The sequence below is a fragment of the Pseudomonas sp. P4_C3 genome, from assembly GCF_056402075.1.
The window spans coordinates 1-865 of sequence record NZ_JBFUIC010000710.1; the positions used below are offsets into that span (position 1 = coordinate 1).

Below are 865 nucleotides of genomic sequence, written 5' to 3' on the forward strand. Positions count from 1 at the left end.
ATACCCTTCACTTCGAACAACTCGTCGGCCACAAACAGACCAATACTTTCGCGGTACGCAACAATCGCCAGAGCCTTGGTCTCCCCTGCACCGGTTAACTCACGCCGCAAAGTCGGCGCATCGGCCCTGCCAAGATCCACTGTGCCGATTGCGCATTCGCTGAAGCCTTCCATCACCACCGCAACCTTGGCAGATCCGGATTCGCTGCAGGCTCTGCCTTAGCGGTAAAAGAGGCGCTGGTAAGCAAGGCGAAAACCTGGGAGTAGAAATAGCCTGTACGCATAAATGGCGCTCCATGACATCGGTTGAAGAAGCAGCATTTCTGAAGCTGCTCCTCAAATCAGGCGCCGTGGGAGAATGTCAAGAATGTGTCTGTTGCGGAAAATGAAACAATCATAGGTCGAGATGAAGGAATTTGGCCAGATAACATTTTGTCAATGTAAACACCGGAGCTGGCAGTACGATTCCAGCAGCTGCGTGATGAGCGAAGAGTGTCTCAACAAAATTTATTTAAATCGCCAATCACTTCGAATAAATTATCCAGCAATAGCGGAACATTAAATACTAACAGATAGTTTAACTATAAGAGTCGCGTGCAACTTCGTGAGAAGATGCATCATCAATAGGTCAATGGCACGATTGAAACCAGGTAGCGCTCCGTGAAAAGGCAGTGGATGGAACTGATTCCGCCCCTTTAGCGTTGCTAAAATAGCTCATTGATTGCCGAGTCACCAACCGTTGCATCTTCCAGGCAAGCAAGTTTGGTCAGCCACAGCAGAAATCACAGCTTCCGCCGATCGGTTAGAACTGGAGGACCCTGGCTGTAGACAGGGCATTGAAAAAACGTGAAAATCGGCAGCTGCAT

General features: G+C 49.1%; 1 pseudogene. It reads right to left on the reverse strand.

Annotated features, from left to right (window positions below):
* A pseudogene (locus tag AC1DVH_RS31960) lies at positions 1-283 on the reverse strand (ComEA family DNA-binding protein); the annotation flags it as partial.
* Positions 284-865: the final 582 nt, after the last annotated feature.